Source organism: Streptomyces sp. NPDC058375 (genome assembly GCF_042723425.1).
Taxonomy (GTDB): Bacteria; Actinomycetota; Actinomycetes; order Streptomycetales; family Streptomycetaceae; genus Streptomyces; species Streptomyces durocortorensis.
Map to the genome: position 1 here is coordinate 1 of NZ_JBHXJG010000063.1, position 16,650 is coordinate 16,650.

Genomic DNA, 16,650 nt, shown 5'->3' on the forward strand with positions numbered 1-16,650 from the left:
CCCTTTCCTCAGCCCTTCGCCGCGCCCGAAAAGCGGAATGCGTCAGGCGTTGATCTTCTCCAGATCCACCACGTCATCGGCGGCGGGCTTCTGGGCGTCGACCTTCTTGTTGTAATCGCTCAGCAGCGTCTCGCTCGGCGCTTCGCCGCCTTCGGAAACCGCCTTGAGAACGTAGGGCTCGCCCTCGGTGGCCACGTACATGGTGATCTTCTCGCCGTTCTCCTGCTTCTTCTCCAGGATCAGCGCCGACTTGCCGTCGACCTCCGTGGTCTCGCCCTTCTTCATTCCCTTGCGCTCGGACTTGTCGCTGTCCAGCATGGCGAGGGCGGCCTGCTTGTCGCACATTCCCTCCGTGCCGGACTGCGCCGGATCGGAGGCCACCCACTTGCCCTGCACCTGCTTGACCACCTTCTCGGTGCCCGGCTTGCTCTTCAGCGTGTTCTGCCAGAATTTCTCGTCGCCCCGCACATAGACGCTCTGCCCGACCTGGAGGACATCGGCCTTGGCTCCCTGCCCGGTCATGGTGCCCGTGCAGTGGTCCTGGTCGTCGACATGGAAGTCGATGCCGATCTCGTTGCCGCCGGGCTGCTGCGCCTTTCCGACGATCCGCAGGGATTTCGCGTCACGCGTCGCCTTGACCGCGTCCGCAGCGATGGTGTCCGCGCTCTTTCCGTCGAACGCTTCATCGGATCCCCCATCACCGCACCCCACCAGTGCCGTCGCCCCCAGAGAAGCCGAAACCGCTGCCAGGATGACCTTCTTCATCGCATTCCCTCCCTGAAATGGCGAGGGCCTCCCTGGGCCCTCATGAGCCCGGGTACCCAGCGGATGCAGAAAGTCACTCACCTTTTTCCCGCTGTCCTTTTCCGGCGGCTCCGCGAGCGAAGCGGAATTCGGCCCTCCTGGCCGGCGGGAGGAAAAGGACGTGTTTCAGACCGCGGCCGACTCCCCCGGTGCGCACGGGTCGTCGGGTTCGTCCTGGCCGCCCGAGGCCGTATCGGACGGCGAGGGGTCAGCCGGGGACGGGGACGGCGTTTCGCCCGGGCAGCCCGGGTCGGTCGGGTCGGGGTCGGGCGGGGTGGTGGGGCCGGTCGGGTCGGGGCCGGGGCCCGGGTCCGTGGGGTCAGGACCCGGGTCGGTGGGGTCGGGGCTGGGGCTCGGCCCGGGGCCGGTGGGGTCGGGGCCCGGCTCTGTCGGGTCGGGGCTGGGGCTCGGTGAGCCGGGCTTCGTGGGGCGCGGGGTGGGGCTCGGGCTCGGCGGCCTGGTGGGCTGCGGGCCGACGACGACGCCTCCGTCGTCCTTGCCGGGGCGCTCCGGAGCGCCGGGGCCGCCGACCGGGGAGCTGGGACGGGTCTTCCCGCCCGGGCCGGGGCTGATCGGCAGGACGCCCTCGCCGTCGGCGACCGGGTGGCTGCCGTTGCGGTAGAACTCCAGCCAGGACAGCACCGTCCGCAGATACGTGGCGGAGCGGTTGTAGCTGAGGATCGCCCGGTCCAGGTCGGCGCGGCGGGTCAGATCGCGCGACCCGGCACAGAGGTAGTGCCCGGCGGCCAGCGCCGCGTCGAAGACGTTGTCCGGGTCGCGGCGGCCGTCGCCGTTGCCGTCCGCGCCCCAGGCCGCCCAGGTGGACGGGATGAACTGCATCGGCCCGACGGCCCGGTCGAACGTGCCGTCGCCGTCGTACGCCCCGTCGTCGGTGTCCCGGATCAGCGCGAAACCGTTCCCGTCGAGCGCGGGGCCGAGGATCGGGGTGAGCGTCGTCCCGAGCGCGTCGACCCGCCCGCCGGACGCCTGGCCGGACTCGACCTTGCCGATCGCCGCGAGCAACTGCCACGGCAGCCCGCAGCCCGGATCGCTGCGGCCCACCGCGCCTTCCGCCCTGCGGTACGCGGCCAGCACGGTGGCCGGGATACCCGCCTCGGACCAGGACCGGGCCACGAGGGGGTCGGGCTTCTTCCCGGGCTTCGGGGGCGCGGGCGGCTTCGGGGACCTCAACGGCGGTAACTCCGTGTGGTAGACGTCGTCGCCCGGCACCTCGGTCCATACGACGTCGTCGGAGGCAGCGGCCTTCTCCTGCCGGGGCTCGGGGAGCGCGAACCCCGGGGCCTGGGAGGCGGTGAGCGCGGTCATCGCGGCGACGGCGGTGGCCGTCGTGCTGAGCCGGCGACGCACCGTGCGGTTGAAGCTCATGGGGGCTCCCCTCACGTCTCAGCGGGTGAACGTGTCGATGGCGGCGATCAGCCAGGCGTCGCCGCGGCGTACGGCGTCCACGGCGAACATGGCCGCCGCGTACGTCGTCTCCTCGTCCTTGCCCGTACGGGTGTTGCTCTGGTCGGCGAAGATCAGCAGCCGGGCGCGGTCGCCGTCGAGGAACTCGACCCCGCTCCCGGTGACGGTGGTGGTCAGGACGAGCTTCTGGTCCGGGGCCTGCTCCCGGACGTCGGCGAGCATGTCCTTGTGCTGCTGCACGGCCCGGCCGGTCAGATAGGTGCTCGCCGCGCGGTCGGACCGGGCGGGCGAGGCGTAGTCGTAACTGAACACCGCGCCGACCGCCTCACCGATCCGGCCCTTGACCTCGCTGGTCCGGCCGATGTCGGTGAGCGCGGCGTTCTGCCGGGCGGGCTCGTCGCGGAGGCTGCCGGCCGAGGCGAACGCCCAGACGGCGAAGGCCCCGAGGAGCACGGTGAGCGCGCAGAGCACGGCGGGCAGCGTGAGGCGGAGGCGGGGCACTTTGGCGCGGGCGGCGTCCGCCGGGGTGTCGGTGGCGGGCTCGGGGTCGGTGGCGGCGGTGTCGGGCTCGGCTTCCGTGGAGCCGGTGTCCGGTGCGGCCGGTGGATCGGGCTCGGTCGCGGTGACCGGGCCGGCGGTCGACCCGAGTACCGGTTCCGTCCCGGCTCCCGCCGTACGCGGGGGTGCCGTGGCCAGCCGGCGGTGGCGGTTGACGAGGTGGCGGGTCGTCGACATGGGCGGGTCCTCTCCGGGGCGTGCGGGACGGGGCGGGTTGCGGCGGGGCGGGTTGCGGTGCGGCCTGGAGGTCAGCCGGCTGTGGAGCCCACGGGCGCCTGGCCCAGCGCGCTGAGCTTCCACCCCCCGGAGGTCCGGGTTAGGCTGCCGAGCAACCGGCTCTCCTTCACCGCCGGTTCGCCCTTGGGCGCGGTCACGGTGACCCGCAGCGCCACCATCACCCCTGCACGGCCCGCCCGTTGGTCCAGCTCGGTCACCGCGCCGGAGAGGACCTTTGCCGTGCTCACCGTCTTCGCCTCGGCGATCTGCTGGGCGAACGCGTCGCGCCCGTCGACGAGTTGGCGGTGGAGGTCGCCGGTGGTGGAGTGCTCCCAGCTGTCGAGCCCCTTCTCCAGCGAGCGGTGGTCCAGGGTGTTCATGTTCTGCACCGCCTGCTCCCCCGCCGCCAGCGCGTCGTCCCGCGCCCGGGCGAAGGAGGCCGCGTCGTCGTGGGCGGCCTCGTAGCGCAGCCAGCCGCCCCAGACCGCCGCTCCGGCCGCGCAGACCGCCAGGGCCAGCGCGACGATCACCAGCGGATTCCTGGTCCCCGCCCGTACCGCGCCCACCGGTGCCGTGTCCTGCTGCGCTGTCTCCCGCCGCGCCGCGTCCTGCTGTGCTTTCCGCTGCCGTGCCATGTGCTGCCTCTCCCCTGCCTGCCGAACCGGACCGGTGCGCCAACGCCTCCGGGCCGCCGTCATGTGGAGCCGATCTCGACGATCCACCAGCGTCCGTCGCGCAGTTCGGCGGTCACCGTGAGCTGTGCCGCGGCGGTGGTGGGAGTGCGGCCCCGACGCTCGTAGACCTGGTCGAGGAAGACCAGGAGGTGCGCGCTGTCCGCGGTCAGCCGGGTCACTCCGGCCCGGGCGACCTCGGTGGTGAGCGTCAGCTTCTGGTCGGCGGACTGCCGCTCGACCTGGCCGAACAACACCGCGTACTGCTGGAGCGCCTTGCCCGCCAGGACCTCTTTCGCCGCCTCCTGCGTGGTGGCGGTGGTCCCGGGACCGTACGAGAAGATCTTGCCGAGCGCGTTGCTGACGTCGCCGGTGACGCGGGTGGTCGCCTCCGCGTCGGTGAGCGCGAGGTTCGCCGTGGCCGGGGTGTCGCGCAGCTGGCGCCCCTCGGCGTACAGGGCGCAGCCCGTGGCGATGAGGGCGACCGTCAGCAGTGCGCCGAGGACGCGCGGCCACCGGCGGCGAGACACGTCGTCCGCACCGGCGGCGGGGTCCGGCGCCCGCGATTCGGCCTCCTCGGCCCCGGGGGCGGGGGCCGGCTCGCTGTTCACCGTCGTCAATCCTCCGCTCGCTCTCATCGGCCGCCGCCCGTCCCGATCGCCGTCAGCGCCTTGACCTTCCAGCCGTCGTCCGTGCGGGCGAGGGTCGCCCCGAACCGCTTGCGCTGGGTGCCGGCCGCGCCGGAGCGCGGGGTGACCTCGACGTCCACGGTGGCGATCAGCTCCGCCGTACCGGTGCGCTCGTCCAGGGTGGTGAGCGCCGCCGACGTGACCTTGCCCCGGGCCGTGTCGCCCGCCGCCGCGAGGGACTTCGCGTCGGCCTTACGGGTCCGCTCCAGCTGGTCGTGCAGCGTGCCCGTGGAGGAGTCCAGCCAGGCCCGCAGCCCGGCATCGACCCGCTGCGCGTTCTGGCCGTCCAGGCTGTTCAGCGTCGCCAGGTGCCGTCTGCCCTCGGCCAGGGCCGTGTCGCGGGCCTTCGCGTAGGCCAGGGAGCGGTCGCCGCGCGCCTGCCCGTACGACCAGGCCCCCAGGCCGCAGAGCAGGGCGGCGACGAGCAGGACGGCCCAGCCGGCCCGGCGTCGGGTGCGGGGGGTCATGAGCCGCCCCCCAGGCCCAGCAGCCCGGCCATGCCCTCGGTCGGCGGCTGTGCGGTCGCGGCCGCTCCGTCCACGGTTCCGGGCAGCTTCATCGAGCCGGGGACGGCCGGTTTCGGTACCGGGCCGCCCTTGGGGGCGTTGGCGCTGCCCCGGACGTTGATGCCGGTGCCGGGCGAGGACGTGCAGCGGGCGGCGGTGTTCACGGCGGGCCCGGCCGAGGTGTTGAGGCCGTTGCGGTAGACCGTGCCGCCGTAGCCGGCGGTGCAGGGCAGCGGTTCGAAGAAGGTGACGGACATCCCGAACCGGGCGCCGTCGTCGTCGACCGCGCTCGCCCCGGCGGCGGCGACGGCGGGCAGCTTCACGAGGAGTTCCTCCAGGCCGCGTTGGCGGGTGACGGCGACCTCCGAGGTGGTGAGGAGGTTGGCGACGACGACGCCGAAGGCCGGGTCCACGTCGCGCAGCAGTCCGCTGATCTGGACGGCGGCGTCCGGGGTGGTGGCGATGAGGCGGCGCAGGTCGGCGTCGGAGCCCTTCAGTTCGGCGGCCAGTTCCTCGGCGCCCCTGGCGAAGCCCTTGAGCGCTTGGCCCTGTTCGGCCTGGGTGCGCAGGACCTGCTCGCCGTCGGCCATCAGCCGGGTGGTGACCGGCAGCGCCCGGTCCGCGGCCTCGACGAAGTCGCCGCCGGTGTCCAGGAGGACCTGGAGGTCCTCGCCGCGCCCTTCGAAGGCGGCCCCGAACTCCTCCACGACGGTGCGCAGGCTCTCCAGGTTCACCGAGCTCGCCAGGTCGTCGACGCTGGTGAGGACGTCGGTGGGGGGCGCGGGAATGGTGGTGTCGGCCTCGTCGATGACCGAGCCGTTGCCCAGGAAGGGGCCCTCCGCGCGGGTGGGCCGCAGGTCGACGTACTGCTCGCCGACCGCCGAGAGGTTCGCGACGACGGCCGTGAGGCTGTCCGGGATCCGCGGGGCGTCCTTCTCGATCCGCAGCTCGGCCTCGACGCCGTTCTCGGTCAGCTCGAGGGGGCCGACGCGGCCCACGGAGACGCCCCGGTAGGTGACGTTGGAGTGGGTGTACAGGCCGCCGGTCTGCGGGAGCTGGACCGTGACGGTGTAGTAGCCGCGCAGTCCGACGTAGTGGCCGAGATCGGCGTAGCGGACGCCCAGGTAGCCGAGGACCAGGACGGCGATGACGAGGAAGGCGAGGTTCTTCAGCCGGATGGCGAGGGTGATCACGGTGTCGCCTCCTTCGTGGCCTTCGGCGTGCCCGACACGGCGGGCAGGGGCAGGGGCAGCGCGCCCCTGGTCGCTGCCGCCGCGCCCTCTCCCTCCGCCGGTGGCAGCGGAATGCCGGGCTCGTCCGGAGTGAGCGCGGGGATGATCTGCGTACCGGGCATGGCCGTCACGTCCAGGTAGACGTTGAGGTAGTCGCCCTTGACGCCACGCAGCACCTCGTCCGTGAAGGGGTACGTCAGCAGCACCTGGAGCGAGTCCGGGAGGTCCTGGCCGGAGTCGGCGAGCGCCTTGAGGGTCGGGGCGAGCGCCTTGAGATCGGCGATCATGTCGGCCTTGCTCCGGTTGATGGTGTCGACGGCGACCGTGGACAGGGTGTCGAGGGAGCGCAGCATGGTCAGCAGGGAGCCGCGCTGCTTCTCCAGGACCTTGAGTCCGGGGCTGAGCCCGGTCAGGACCGTGCCGACGGCCTGCTTGCGGGTGGCGAGGGTGGCGGCGAGCCGGTTGACGCCGTCGAGGGCCTGGGTGATGTCGCCCTTGTTCTCGTCCAGGTTGGTCACGAGCGTGTCGACCCGGTTGAGCACGGAGCGGATCTGCGGCTCCTGCCCGGCGAGCGCCTTGTTCAGCTCGGTGGTGATGGTCTTGAGCTGGTGGACGCCGCCGCCGTTGAGGAGCATGGAGAGCGCTCCGAAGACCTCTTCGACCTCCGGGTTCCGGTTGGTGCGGGAGACGGGGATACGGCCCCCGCTCGCGAGCGATCCCCGTGCGGTGCCCTCGGGCGGCGGGGCGAGCTGGATGAACTTCTCGCCGAGCAGGCTGGACTGTTCGAGGCGGGCGTACGCGTTGGCGGGCAGCTTGATCCTCCCGTTGACCTGCATGGTGACCCGGGCCCGCCAGCCGTCCGGGGCCAGCGCGATCTTCGTGACGCGCCCCACGGACACGTCGTTGACCTTGACCGAGGACTGCGGGGCGAGGCTGAGGACGTCGCCGAACTCGGCGGTGACCTCGTACGGCCGGTCGCCCAGATCGGCGCCGCCGGGCAGCGGGATCTGCTCGATGCCGGTGAAGGAGGGGGCGTCGGGGCGGACCACGACCAGGGCGATCAGCGCGCCGGTGGCGAGCAGGGCCACCGCGCCGACGGCCATCCGTGCGGCGGGTCTGCGGCGGGTGTCGTCGTTCATCCTTCCTCCCCCTTCTCCTCGCCGGACTTGCCGGGCTTGCCGGGCTTGCCGTCGCCGGGCCTGCCGGGCTGCTTCTCGGGGGTGCCGTAGACCGTGCCGACCTCCGGGAGCGGCAGCACGGGCAGCGCCTTGCGGCGGGTCGCGTCGACGGGGGCGAGGCCGGTGAGCCGGCCGGCCGCTTCGGCGGCCCCGGGGTCGACGAGCGGTCCGCCCATGGACAGTTCGTTGAGGTTGGTGCGCCCGTTGAGGGTGCGGTTGGCCGGGTCGTAGGCGTTGAGGACGTTGCCCGCGGCGAGCGGCAGGGTGTCCATCGCCTCGGCGAGCGAGGCGCGTTGGTCGACGAGCGCCTGGGTGACGGGCACCAGGGCCTCGACGTTCTTCTTCAGCGAGCCGCGGTTCTTGGCGATGAACGTCTTGACCTGGCCGAGGGCGGTGCCGAGTTCCTTGAGGGCCGCGCTGAGGTTCTTCTTGTCGTCGGCGAGGAAGGAGGTGACCGTGTTCAGCTGCTGCTCGGCGCTGCGGACCTCGCCGTCGTTCTCCTTGAGCATCGTGGTGAAGGACTGGAGGTGGGTCAGGGTGTCGAACAGGTCGCCGCTGCTCCTGTCGAGCGTCTTGGTGGCCTTGCCGAACTGCTCGATGGAGTCCCCGATGGCCTTGCCGTTGCCGTCGAGGTTCTTCGCCCCGGTGTCCAGGAGCCGGGCGAGCGCCCCATTCGCGTTGGCCCCGTCGGGGCCGAGCGCGGTGGACAGCTCGGTGATGGAGGCGTACAGCTCGTCGACCTCGACGGGGGTGGCGTTGCGGGCGGCGGGCAGGACGGCGTCGTCGGCGAGGCGGGGGCCGCCGTCGTAGGCCGGGGCGAGCTGGATGTAGCGGTCGGCGACGAGGCTGGGGGCGACGACGACGGCGTGGGCGTCCCGGGGGACGTCGATGCCCTTGTCGAGGCGCAGCACGACCTTCACCTCCTTGCCGCGCGGCTCGACGGAGTCGACGGTGCCGACCTTGACGCCGAGGATCCGCAGGTCGGATCCGGCGTAGACGCCGGTGGCCCGGTCGAAGTAGGCGGTGACGGTGGTCTTCCCGTCCTCCTCCAGGGCGCTCACGCCGGTGGCGGCCACGACGGCGACGAGGGCAAGTCCGGCGCCGATGCCGGTGATGCGGGTGCGTCTCATGTCAGCGGCCCCCTTGCTGCCGGGGTGGCATGCATCCGGTCGCCGGGGGTGTGCCGGCGGGGAGGTAGTTCTTGGGCACGACGCCGCAGACGTAGTTGTCGAACCAGCGTCCGCTGCCGAGGGTGTTGCCGACGAGCCGGCTGTACGAGCCGGTCGTGGCGAGGACCTTGTCCAGGCTCTTGCGGTTCTTGACCAGGACGGCGGTGACGCGGCCGAGGGAGGCCAGGGTCGGCCCGAGCTGCTTGTCGTTGTCCTTGACGAGTCCGGTGAGCTGGGTGCCGAGATCGCGGGTGCCGGTGAGCAGCAGATGGATGGAGTCGCGGCGGGCCTGTATCTCGCCGAGCAGCAGGTTGCCGTCCTCCAGGAGCGTTTCGAAGCTGCTCTTCTTGCCGTCGAGGGTCCGGGTCAGCTTCTTGCTGCTGCTGAGCAGGGTGGCGAGCTGGGCGTCGCGCTCGGAGACCGTACGGGAGAGGGCGGAGAGCCCGTCCGCGGCGCTGCGGACGTGGGGCGGGGAGTCCTTGAAGGTGGCGGAGATCGTCTCGAAGCTCTTGGCGAGCTGGTCGGTGTCGATCTCGCCGATGGTGTCGCCGAGCCCGTTGAACGCCTGGGTGACGTCGTACGGGGAGGTGGTGCGGCTCGCGGTGATGCGGGAGCCGGGGTCCTGCGGGGCGTCACCGAGGGGGTCGACGGCGAGGTACTTCTCGCCGAGCAGGGTCTTGATGGCGATGCCCACGGTGGAGGAGTCGCCGATCCAGGCGTCCTTGACCCGGAAGTCGACGCGGACCTTGGCTCCGTCGAGGGAGACGCCGGTGACCTCGCCGACCTTCACTCCCGCGATGCGCACCTCGTCGCCGTCGGCGAGTCCGGCGGATTCGGTGAAGTCGGCGCTGTAGGAGGTGCCGTTGTCGACGAAGGGCAGGGCATCGGCGCGCCAGGCGGCGAGGCCGACCAGGGCCAGGACGAGGAGCCCGACGACGGCGACGGCGACCGGGTTGCGCTCCCGGATGGGTCTGATGCTCATGCCAGGCACCTCGGTTGGGTGATCGCGATGCCGGTGGGCGGTGTGCTGCCGTCGTCGTGGGTGACGCCGCTGACCTTCGCCTCGCAGAGGTAGAGGTTGAGCCACGACCCGTACGACGTCAGCCGGCTGATGGCCGCCATCTTGGCCGGGGTCTTCTGGAGGAAGTTCTCGATCTGCGGGGTGCCCTTCTCCAACTGGGCGGCGAGCCGCCCGAGTTGACGAATGTCGTCCTTCAGGGGCTTCCGGCCGTCCTGGAAGAGGTCGGCGGTGACGGTGGTGAGCGCGCCCATCGCCGTGACGGCCTCGCCGAGCGGTTTGCGGTCGCCGGAGAATCCGGTGACGAGCTTCTGGAGGGTGACGACGAGGTCGTCGAAGCCCGCCTCGCGGTCGTTGACCGTCTTGAGGACCGTGTTGAGGTTCGTGATCACCTCGCCGATCACCTTGTCCTTCGCGGCGACGGTGGTGGTGAGCGAGCCGACATGCCGCAGGATGCTGTCGACGGTGCCGCCCTCACCCTGGAGGACCTGGACGATGGAGCCGGCGAGCTGGTTGACGTCGGGCGGCGACAGCCCTTCGAAGAGGGGCTGGAAGCCGTTGAAGAGCTGGGTGAGGTCGAGGGCCGGGGTGGTGCGGGAGAGCGGGATGGTGTCCCCGGGCGCGAAGGTCCGGCCGACGGGTCCGGCGCCCCGGTCGAGGTCGACGTACCGCTGGCCGACCATGTTGAGGTATTTGATGGACGCCGTCACCGACGCGGGGAGGTCGCGCCCCTTGCGTACGGCGAAGGCGACCTCGGCGACCCGCCGGTCGGCGACCCGCACGGATTCGACCTGGCCGACCTTCACCCCGGCGATCCGGACGCTGTCGCCGGGGATGAGCCCGGTGGCGTCGGCGAACCGCGCCTGGTACGTGGTGGTGTCGCCGACGCCCGTGTTGGCGATGGAGAGCCCGAGGACGGTGGTGGCCAGCACGGTGACCACGATGAAGACGAGGGACTTGGTGATCGGCCCCGCGAGAGAGCGGCGTTTCACTTGAGCTTCACCTCCGCTCCGCGGAAGGCCGGGCCGATGAGCACGCTGCTCCAGTCGGGCAGGTCTTCCGGCGCCTTCTTCAGCGAGGGTGCGACCAGTTCGTTCACGAGCTGGGACTCCTGGGGCGAGTTGGGCAGCCCGAGCGCGGTGTCGGTACCGTCGCCGGCATCGCCCCGGGCGGGCGGGGGCGCGGTGACGTCGGCGGCCCGGCGGATGTCGGCGGTCGGGGCGTGCTTGCCGACGTACGGCACCGAATAGCAACGCGGTCCGCCCGTGGCGTTGTAGACCGGGGCGTCCCTGCCGGGGACGTACTTTCCCTTGGAGGGGACGGACTTGACCGACACATGCAGCCCCGGCTGATCGGTTCCCTTGCCGAGCGCCTTGTCCATGGCGGGCACGAATCCGGCCAGGGTGCGCAGGGTGCAGGGGAACGACTCGCCGTATTCGGCGAGGAGTTCGAGGGAGGGGCGGGAGGCGGCGGAGAGCCGGATGAGGTTGTCCTTGTTCTCCCGCAGGAAGGTGGTGACGTCCTGCGCGGCGGCCGTGGTGGTGCCGTACAGCCCGGCGAGCCGTGCCTCCTGGTCGGCGAGGGTGGAGCTGGTGACCGTGGCGTCGGTCAGCGCGTCGAGGACGTCCGGCGCGGCGTCCGCGTACAGCGTGCTCACCTTGACGAGTTCCTTGATGTCGGCGTTGAGGGTGGGGAGTTGGGGATTGAACTTCTTCAGGTGTCCGTCCAGCGTGGTGAGCGTCTCGCCGAGGCGTTCGCCGCGTCCCTCCAGCGCCTGGGATACGGCGCCCAGGGTGGCGGAGAGCTTCTCCGGCTTTACGGCGGTCAGCAGCGGCAGGACGTTGTCCAGGACCTGTTCCAGTTCGATGGCGTTGCTGGAGCGGTCCCGCGGGATGGCGGCCCCGGCCCGCAGGACGCCGCCCGTGGGGATGCGGGGCGGGACGAGCGCGACGAACCGCGCCCCGAAGAGGGTGGTGGGCAGCATCTGGGCGGTGACGTCGGCGGGGACCTGGTCGAGTTTGTCCCGGTCGATGGCCAGGGTGAGCCGGGCCCCGTCGCCGTCGGTGGCGATGGAGCGGACCTGCCCGATGACGACGCCGCGCAGCTTCACGTCCGCGTGGTCGTGCATCTCGTTGCCGACCGAGCCGGTGCGGACGGTGACCGTGGCGTCGTCGGTGAAGTCCTTCTCGTACACGGAGACCGAGACCCACACCAGGACGGCGGGCACCAGGAGGAAGGTGACTCCGGCCAGGCGTCGGCGGACCGTGCGGGTGCTGGATGTGCGCATCAGCCGGCCACCTTCACCGTCGTCGTGGCGCCCCAGATGGCGAGCGAGAGGAAGAAGTCGGTGACGCTGATGAGGACGATCGCGTTGCGCACCGAGCGGCCGACCGCCACGCCCACCCCGGCCGGTCCGCCGGTGGCGTGGAAGCCGTAGTAGCAGTGGGCGAGGATCACCAGCACGCTGAAGATCAGCACTTTCAGCACCGACAGCAGGACGTCCTGCGGGGAGAGGAAGAGGTTGAAGTAGTGGTCGTAGGTGCCCGCCGACTGGCCGTTGAAGAAGATGGTGATGTAGCGGGAGGCGACGTACGAGGAAAGCAGCCCGATCGCGTACAGCGGGATGATCGCGACGACCCCGGCGATGATCCGGGTGGTGACGAGGTAGGGCATGGAGCGGACGCCCATCGCCTCCAGGGCGTCGACCTCCTCGTTGATCCGCATCGCGCCCAGCTGGGCGGTGAATCCGGCGCCGACGGTGGCGGAGAGGGCGAGTCCGGCGACCAGGGGGGCGATCTCCCGGGTGTTGAAGTAGGCGGAGATGAATCCGGTGAACGCCGAGGTGCCGATCTGGTTGAGGGCCGCGTACCCCTGGAGTCCGACGACCGTGCCGGTGAACAGGGTCATGGCGACCATCACGCCGATGGTGCCGCCGATGACGCCGAGTCCGCCGCTGCCGAAGGCGACCTCGGCCAGCAGCCGCTGCACTTCACGCAGATAGCGGCGCAGGGTGCGCGGGATCCAGACGAGTGCCTTGACGTAGAAGGTGAGTTGGTCGCCCGACCGGTCGAGCCAGTTCAGCATGGCCATCGGTCAGCTCCCCTTCGCGGGGACGATCTGGAGGTAGATCGCCGTGAGGACCATGTTCACGAAGAACAGCAGCATGAAGGTGATGACGACGGACTGGTTGACCGCGTCGCCGACACCCTTGGGGCCGCCGCGCGGATTGAGGCCGCGGTAGGCGGCGACGATGCCCGCGATGAAGCCGAAGATCAGCGCCTTGAACTCGCTGATGTAGAGGTCGGGCAGCTGGGCGAGGGCGGAGAAGCTCGCGAGGTACGCGCCCGGGGTGCCGTCCTGCATGATCACGTTGAAGAAGTAGCCGCCGAGCGTGCCGACCACCGAGATCAGCCCGTTGAGCAGGACGGCGACGAGCATGGTGGCCAACACCCGGGGGACGACGAGGCGTTGGACGGGCGAGACGCCCATGACCTCCATCGCGTCGAGCTCCTCGCGGATCTTGCGCGAGCCGAGGTCGGCGCAGATCGCGGATCCGGCGGCCCCGGAGATCAGCAGCGCCACGATGATCGGGCTCGCCTGCTGGATCACCGCGAGCACGCTCGCGCCGCCGGTGAAGGACTGGGCGCCCAACTGCTGGGTGAGCGAGCCGACCTGGAGGGCGATGACCGCGCCGAACGGGATGGAGACGAGGGCGGCGGGGAGAATCGTGACGCTCGCGACGAACCAGAACTGCTCGATGAACTCCCTTACCTGGAACGGTCTGCGGAAGATGGCCCGGGCCACGGCGACGGCGAGCGCGAACAGCTTCCCGGTCTCGCGGAGCGGGGCGAGCAGCCGGGAGGGGCGGCGCTGCTCGGGGGCCTTCCCGGGCGACTTCTCGGAAGTGACCGGCGAGGGCTTCTCGGGCGGCTCGGGCGGCCGCACCGGCATCGGGGCGGTCACGCGCGCGCACCTCCCGCGGCCGCCGGGGCGTAGCTGTCGAGGATCGCCGTACGGGCGGCCTCCGGCAGCTGGCCCATCATCGACATGACCCGCTGGCGGCGGCGCAGCGCGCCCTGGCGGACGGGCATCCCGGATGAGGGCTCCAGCTGGGGGACGACGGTGCGGGGGCCGGTGGGCAGCGGGACGGTGTCGGCCTGCTGTTCGGCGGCGAGGGTGGCGGCGTCCTTCTCCTCGGACATGCCGATGGGTCCTTCGCGGCGGCCGGCGAGGAACTGGGAGACGACCGGGGTGTCGCTGGTGAGCAGCACCTCGCGCGGGCCGAAGGTGACGAGGTTGCGGCAGAACAGCATGCCCATGTTGTCGGGGACGGTCGCCGCGATGTCGAGGTTGTGGGTGACGATGAGCATCGTCGCGTCGATCTGGGCGTTGAGGTCGATGAGGAGCTGCGACAGGTAGGCGGTGCGGACCGGGTCGAGCCCGGAGTCCGGTTCGTCGCAGAGGATGATCTGTGGGTCCAGGACCAGCGCGCGGGCGAGGCCGGCCCGCTTGCGCATGCCGCCGGATATCTCGCCCGGCAGCTTTCCCTCGGCGCCGAGGAGCCCGACGATGTCGATGCGCTCCATGACGATGCGGCGGATCTCGGATTCCCTCTTGCGGGTGTGCTCGCGCAGGGGGAAGGCGATGTTGTCGAAGAGCGACATCGAGCCGAAAAGGGCCCCGTCCTGGAACATGAGGCCGAAAAGCTTCCGGGTCTCCATGATGTCGCGCTCGGAGCTGTTCACCATGTCGACGCCGTTGATGAGGACGCGTCCCTGCTCGGGCTTGAGGAGCCCGATGATGGATTTCAGGAATACGGTCTTTCCGGTGCCGGAAGGACCGAGCATGACGCTCACTTCACCGGCGGGCAGGGTGAGGCTGACGTCCTGCCAGATGTTCTGCTTGCCGAAGGATTTCGTCAGGCCCTCGACGACGACTTCGATTCCCATCGGCCCTCCCTCGAAGTGGCGGTGAACGTGTTCATCGTTAAGCGCTCCGGCTCTGAGAAAAGCGATGGCGGCTCGTCACACATGCACCAGGGGGCGCACGTTATGTCCGCCGAAACCGCCAGGGCAAGCCGTTGAACAGCGGATTTCGACGAACCGGGGGCAGAGATCGGATCACTTGTCATTCGGTGACAAAGCCGCTCTCCGACCTTGTCGAAATCTGCGCATGCAGCCGGGCGTTCCCGATCGGCACGCCTGGGACGCTACGGGCCGGTAACCTGACTTCGCAATACTGGGTACAGATTTTCCTCGGCGAGAATTCATGCGGCGCGAAGGATTGTTGCCGGGTGAGCAATCTGCCCGTCAAACCTGTCGGATGATGAGGAAACGCACGGCCGGCGGACCGGCCCGGCGGGCACGAAAAGAGCCCTTCCGGTCCCGGGGAACCGGAAGGGCTCGGAGGCTTTTCAGGTCAGCGCTCGGGCTTCGGCTTCCTCGGCGGGCAGTCCGGCCCCTCGGGGTTGGTGGCCACGCACAGGGGCGCCTGGGTCATCTTGGTGTAGTTGTCGGCCTTCTTGCCGGGGCTGGAGATGGCCGAGGTGAAGATCGGGTCGAGGTCCTCGGTCGCACCGCACCCCTCGAACGGCGGGATGTGGGCGTACCCGGTCAGGGTGCCGCCGTACGCCACGAGGTAGCCGGCCGGCGGGTAGCTCTGGCCGTACCCCTTCAGCACCTGCTCGAAGGGGCGTTCCGTGCGGCAGTCGGGGCCTACAACCAGGGGCACTCCGTTCACCTCGACGTCGGAGAGCCGCATGACGAGCTGGGCGGTGACCGTGGTCTCCTCCGGGTAGGTCGGCGTGTTGGTGACCGTGTGCGTGTGGATCGCGGCCGGGGGGCCCACCTGCTCCAGCGTCATGGTGGCGGTGGTCGGCATGAACCCGTAGCTGAGGAACGTGGCCTTCGTCGGGGGAAGTTGGCGGCGCCCCTCGTAGTCGAAGTTCACCTCGGAGCTGACGTCGACGGTCGAGGCGCAGGAGTCGTTGATGTAGCGCTTGTTGAGCACGACCTTCATGAACGCGGGCCCCAGCGCCGCCGCGCCGTCCAGTTTGGCGGCGTTCGCGTAGCCGGCCGCGTAGGTCTCGGCGGTGGTCATCACCCACTCGGGCGGGATCTCGATCGGGCAGCTGCCCGGGTCGCCCTCCAGGGCTTCGAGCCGTTTCTCGGTGAGGGCGTCGATCTTCTCCCGTGCGGAGGGCGGCAGCCCCTCGGCCGGGCGGGTCGGGGTCGGCTCGGGTGCGGGGTCACTCTCTCCCGGCCGTGGTGCGGGGGCGGTGGGGTCGGCGCCGCCGCGGATCGTGATCGCGGCCAGTTCGGTTTCCTGGCCCGGGGCCGGTTCGCAGGCGGCGTCGAGCCCGGGGGGTGCGGTCGGCTCACCGGCCTCCGTGAACGAGGACAGCGAGAGGGCGAGTGCGGCGGGGGCGAGCGTCGCGCGTCCGGGGCTGCTGAAGGAGACCGTAGGCACGTCCCCGGTGGCGGTCAGGGTCAGTTCGCCCTCGCCTAAGCCCTGGCCTTCAATCTCGCTTTCGCCTCCGCCTCCGCCGGGCTCGGGCAGGGCGGCCGGCGGGGCGGTCAGCTCCTGCCAGGAGGCGTCCGCGTACCGGTCGCCGACGGTGCCGCGCACGGTGAGCCGCGCGGCGGCCGACAGGGTGGCGGCGTCCAGGTCGGCGAACCGGGCGAGGGCCGGGGGCGGCAGGGTCACCTCGACGGCCACCTGGTCGGGGCGGATCTCCTCGTCGGTACGGGCCGTGGTGGGGAGCACCGCCGAGACGACGACGTCCACCTCCTCGGGGCCGAAGGGGAACGGGCAGGCGTAGCGGAGGGAGACCTCCGAGGTCTGTTCCGCGGCGGCCGACTCCGCGCTGGGGACGAGCGCGGTGGCGACGACGAGCGCCCCGCCCACGGCCCAGTGGATCGGTCGTCTCGCTGCGGCGCGTGCATCGACGGTCATACGGATGTGTCCTTCCGGCGCGCGTGGGCCCAGGGGGTGGGTGGCGGCTCTGCGGGCGGCGGCCGGGCGGGCCGCGGGCGGACATCGGGCGGGGGTTAGCTGTGCTCGGACCCGGTGCGGCCGGGCTCCGGACGGCCCCTACCGACGGGTACGGTACGCACGCCGACGACGCCTGGGAAGGCCCGCGCTCCCGGTCCGATCACCGGCGCGCGGACTTTGGCAGAGGGTGA

Annotated in this window: 16 protein-coding genes; all 16 read right to left on the minus strand. The window is 71.2% G+C overall.

Features of this window, described 5'->3' with window-relative positions; all coding sequences use genetic code 11:
• Positions 1–42 precede the first annotated feature (42 nt).
• The 16 genes from ACFWM7_RS13450 to ACFWM7_RS13525 all read right to left on the minus strand — a co-directional run bounded on the left by ACFWM7_RS13450 (position 43) and on the right by ACFWM7_RS13525 (position 16,420).
• On the minus strand, positions 43–765 hold the full coding sequence (locus tag ACFWM7_RS13450; protein ID WP_383259522.1) for a hypothetical protein: 723 nt from the start codon (positions 763–765) through the stop codon (positions 43–45).
• 165 nt (positions 766–930) lie between these two features.
• Complete coding sequence (locus ACFWM7_RS13455) at positions 931–2,190, minus strand: lytic transglycosylase domain-containing protein (protein ID WP_383259525.1); 1,260 nt, start codon at positions 2,188–2,190, stop codon at positions 931–933.
• A gap of 18 nt (positions 2,191–2,208) precedes the next feature.
• Positions 2,209–2,964, minus strand: a complete 756-nt coding sequence (locus tag ACFWM7_RS13460) for a hypothetical protein (RefSeq protein ID WP_383259527.1) — start codon at positions 2,962–2,964, stop codon at positions 2,209–2,211.
• A gap of 71 nt (positions 2,965–3,035) precedes the next feature.
• Positions 3,036–3,533 (minus strand): nuclear transport factor 2 family protein, encoded by a 498-nt coding sequence (locus ACFWM7_RS13465; protein ID WP_383259616.1) that lies wholly within the window; start codon positions 3,531–3,533, stop codon positions 3,036–3,038.
• 164 nt (positions 3,534–3,697) lie between these two features.
• Entirely contained in the window at positions 3,698–4,312 is a 615-nt protein-coding gene (locus ACFWM7_RS13470) for a hypothetical protein (RefSeq protein ID WP_383259530.1), read from the minus strand.
• Positions 4,309–4,830 carry a hypothetical protein gene (locus ACFWM7_RS13475; protein ID WP_383259533.1) on the minus strand — a complete coding sequence of 174 codons (522 nt, stop codon included), beginning with the start codon at positions 4,828–4,830 and terminating at the stop codon, positions 4,309–4,311. Before ACFWM7_RS13475 ends, ACFWM7_RS13470 begins: the two co-directional genes overlap by 4 nt.
• Complete coding sequence (locus ACFWM7_RS13480) at positions 4,827–6,062, minus strand: MCE family protein (RefSeq protein ID WP_383259536.1); 1,236 nt, start codon at positions 6,060–6,062, stop codon at positions 4,827–4,829. The genes ACFWM7_RS13475 and ACFWM7_RS13480 overlap by 4 nt, the downstream gene beginning before the upstream one ends.
• Positions 6,059–7,240, minus strand: a complete 1,182-nt coding sequence (locus ACFWM7_RS13485) for an MCE family protein (RefSeq protein ID WP_383259538.1) — start codon at positions 7,238–7,240, stop codon at positions 6,059–6,061. Before ACFWM7_RS13485 ends, ACFWM7_RS13480 begins: the two co-directional genes overlap by 4 nt.
• Positions 7,237–8,409 carry an MCE family protein gene (locus tag ACFWM7_RS13490; protein WP_383259541.1) on the minus strand — a complete coding sequence of 391 codons (1,173 nt, stop codon included), beginning with the start codon at positions 8,407–8,409 and terminating at the stop codon, positions 7,237–7,239. The genes ACFWM7_RS13485 and ACFWM7_RS13490 overlap by 4 nt, the downstream gene beginning before the upstream one ends.
• Position 8,410: 1 nt before the next feature.
• A complete protein-coding gene (locus tag ACFWM7_RS13495; RefSeq protein ID WP_383259544.1) occupies positions 8,411–9,430 on the minus strand; it encodes an MCE family protein in 1,020 nt (339 codons plus the stop codon).
• Positions 9,427–10,458 carry an MCE family protein gene (locus tag ACFWM7_RS13500; protein ID WP_383259546.1) on the minus strand — a complete coding sequence of 344 codons (1,032 nt, stop codon included), beginning with the start codon at positions 10,456–10,458 and terminating at the stop codon, positions 9,427–9,429. The genes ACFWM7_RS13495 and ACFWM7_RS13500 overlap by 4 nt, the downstream gene beginning before the upstream one ends.
• Positions 10,455–11,753 (minus strand): MCE family protein, encoded by a 1,299-nt coding sequence (locus tag ACFWM7_RS13505; protein ID WP_383259549.1) that lies wholly within the window; start codon positions 11,751–11,753, stop codon positions 10,455–10,457. The genes ACFWM7_RS13500 and ACFWM7_RS13505 overlap by 4 nt, the downstream gene beginning before the upstream one ends.
• Complete coding sequence (locus ACFWM7_RS13510) at positions 11,753–12,556, minus strand: ABC transporter permease (protein ID WP_356561100.1); 804 nt, start codon at positions 12,554–12,556, stop codon at positions 11,753–11,755. Before ACFWM7_RS13510 ends, ACFWM7_RS13505 begins: the two co-directional genes overlap by 1 nt.
• A gap of 3 nt (positions 12,557–12,559) precedes the next feature.
• Entirely contained in the window at positions 12,560–13,429 is an 870-nt protein-coding gene (locus ACFWM7_RS13515; protein WP_383259552.1) for an MlaE family ABC transporter permease, read from the minus strand.
• Positions 13,426–14,415, minus strand: a complete 990-nt coding sequence (locus ACFWM7_RS13520; RefSeq protein ID WP_383259555.1) for an ABC transporter ATP-binding protein — start codon at positions 14,413–14,415, stop codon at positions 13,426–13,428. Before ACFWM7_RS13520 ends, ACFWM7_RS13515 begins: the two co-directional genes overlap by 4 nt.
• Positions 14,416–14,884: 469 nt before the next feature.
• On the minus strand, positions 14,885–16,420 hold the full coding sequence (locus tag ACFWM7_RS13525) for a DUF6801 domain-containing protein (protein ID WP_383259562.1): 1,536 nt from the start codon (positions 16,418–16,420) through the stop codon (positions 14,885–14,887).
• Positions 16,421–16,650 lie beyond the last annotated feature (230 nt).